The following is a 2,661-nucleotide window of genomic DNA, read 5'->3' as shown; positions in this document are numbered from 1 at the left end:
GAGGTGGAACGGCTCGCCGTGCAACATCACCGCCAGCGTCGACCAGAACGCGCTGAAGCCGACCGACAGCAGCCCCTGCGCCAGCGCCGCGCGTCGCAGCGCCCCGTGCTTCAGCCACAGCTTGCCCAGCGAGCCGAGCAGCGCGCGGTAGGCGAGGTGGGTGGTCGGCTTCAGCCGCGGCAGGCCGCGCCACAGCGCCAGGCCCAGCAGCGCGATGGCGGCCGCGGCTGCGATGAACATCGTGCGCCAGCCGAAGTGCTCGGCGACGAAGCCGCTGACCACCCGCGACAGCAGGATGCCGAGCAGCAGCCCCGTCATCACGCTGCCGACCACCTTGCYGCGGTGCGCGTCGGGGGCCAGCGTGGCGGCGGCCGGCACGATGTCCTGCGCCATCGTCGCGGCCAGCCCGATCGCGAGGCTCGCGACCAGCAGCACGCCGACCGACGGCGACGCGCCGGCCAGCAGCAGCGCCACGCACAGCGCAGCCGCCTTCGCGAGGATGATGCGGCGGCGGTCGTAGCGGTCGCCGAGCGGCGCGAGGAGCAGGATGCCGAGCGCGTAGCCCAGCTGCGTCATCGTCGGCACGAAGCCGATCGCCTGACTGCTTGTCGCCTGGCCTGCGCCGATCTCGGCGCCGAGCACGCCCAGCATCGGCTGGCTGTAGTACAGCGACGCCACGCCGAGCCCGGTGCCGGTGGCCAGCAGCAGCACCATCGGCAGCGGAACGTTGCCGGTCGGCGTCAGGGCGACCGGTGTGGCATGCGTGGATTGAATGGTGGACATCTCGCGTAAACCCTGAGTTCTGGAACGAAGGGCTGCAGTGTCTCCAGAGCGGGCGTGTCTGGGTAGCCCGCCGGCTTGCAGAATTGCTATACGCTGGGCGCATGAGCAATGCCACCTCCCATGCCACGGCGCCGGCCGACCGCATCGAGCTGATGGAAACCTTCGTGCGCATCGTCGAGGCCGGCAGCCTGTCGGCGGCGGCGCTGCAGATGGGCGCGACCCAGCCGACCATGAGCCGGCGGCTGCAGGCGCTGGAGCGCTCGCTCGGGCTGCGGCTGCTGCAGCGTTCGACCCACGCGATGACGCTGACCGCCGACGGCGAGCGCTGCTACGAAGGCGCGAAGGAGCTGATCGCGAGCTGGAAGGCGTTCGAGTCCGAGCTGCGCGGTGCCGACGACGAACCCGAGGGCCTGCTGCGCGTGATCGCGCCGCATGCCTTCGGCCAGCAGCTGCTGGTCGGGCCGCTGTCCGACTACATGCGCGCCCACCCGCGGGTGACGGTCGAGTGGCTGCTGCACGACAGCACGCAGGATCGCACGCAGGACAGCACGCCGGATTTCGTCGGCGAGGGCATCGACTGCGCGATCCAGGTCGGCGAGGTGACCGATCCGTCGGTGGTCGCGATCAAGCTGTCGGAGGTGCCGCGCATCGTGGTGGCTGCACCCTCGCTGATGGCCGGGCGCGCGATGCCGGTGCATGCGCGCGAGCTGGCCGGGCTGCCCTGGTTGAGTGCACGCAATTTCTACCGCACCGAGGTGCTGCTGAGCCATGTCGACACCGGCGAGGCGCACCGCGTGAGCTTTCGCCCGCGCCTCACCACCGACAGCTTCTATGCGCTGCGCAGCGCCACGGTGCGCGGCATCGGCATCGGGCTGATGTCGACCTGGATGCTCGCCGACGAGATCGCGGCCGGGCGGCTGGTGCAGCTCGCACCGCAGTGGCGCGCGGCGGCGCTGCCGGTGCACCTGATCTACCCGCCGTCGCGCTTCCATCCGGCGCGGCTGCGCCGCTTCGTCGAGGCGATGCGGGCGGCGTTGCCGGCCGCGCTGGCGGAGGTCACGCGGCCGATCTGATGTCTACTTCCGGACACCCCGTCGAAAGGATCCCCATGCTCCTCGTTCGCCTGCTGGCCGTGGCGGCCGCTGCCGCGCTGTGCGCCTGCGCGCCCATCGCCCCGACGCAGGGCACGACGCCCGTCCACGTCAAGCTCATCGGCTTCAACGATTTCCACGGCAACCTGCAGCCGCCGGGCAAGTTCAGCCCGGTCACGCAGAGTTCGTCCAGCGGCGCCGGCCTGGTGCCCGCGGGCGGTGCCGACATGCTGGCCGGTTTCGTCGCGCGGCTGAAGGCGCAGAACCCGCTGAACGCGGTGGTCGGTGCCGGCGACATCGTCGGCGCGTCGCCGCTGGTGTCGGCGCTGTTCCACGACGAGCCGACCGTCGAGGCAATGAACCGCATCGGCCTGGAGTTCAACGCGGTCGGCAACCATGAGTTCGACCACGGCTCGCCCGACCTGCTGCGCCTGCAGCACGGCGGCTGCGCGCTGCTGCCCGGCGGCGCGGCCGACCCCAACAGCTGCCGCGGCGCGCAGGTCGGCACGCCGGTGCCGTTCGAGGGCGCGAAGTTCAGGTGGCTGTCGGCCAATGTCTACGTCACGGCCACCGGCAAGACGCTGCTGCCGGCCTACGGCATCAAGAGCTTCGACGGCGTGCGCGTCGCCTTCATCGGCATGACGCTGCGCGACACGCCGACCATCGTCACGCCCAGCGGCGTGGCCGGCCTGGAGTTCCGCAACGAGGCCGACACCGTCAACGCGCTGGTGCCGCGGCTGCGGGCGCTCGGCGTCGAGGCGATCGTCGTGCTGGTGCACCAGGGCGG

The 2,661-nt window shown here is 71.5% G+C and carries 3 protein-coding genes; 2 read left to right on the top strand and 1 reads right to left on the bottom strand.

The window, feature by feature from the left end; genetic code table 11:
• On the bottom strand, positions 1 to 783 hold a 783-nt coding region (locus AC1DXV_RS33630; RefSeq protein WP_477937900.1), incomplete at its 3' end, for an MFS transporter.
• Between the two features lie 101 nt (positions 784 to 884).
• Between AC1DXV_RS33630 and AC1DXV_RS33625 the strand changes: the two genes are divergently transcribed.
• Positions 885 to 1,856, top strand: a complete 972-nt coding sequence (locus AC1DXV_RS33625; protein WP_477937898.1) for a LysR family transcriptional regulator — start codon at positions 885 to 887, stop codon at positions 1,854 to 1,856.
• 35 nt (positions 1,857 to 1,891) lie between these two features.
• Positions 1,892 to 2,661 (top strand): metallophosphoesterase family protein (locus AC1DXV_RS33620; RefSeq protein ID WP_477937896.1); only part of this gene is annotated, 770 nt, incomplete at its 3' end.

Source organism: Rhizobacter sp. P3_C12, assembly GCF_056402735.1.
Note: the sequence above shows the minus strand (reverse complement) of the source record. Positions and strands in the feature narration are given on the sequence as shown.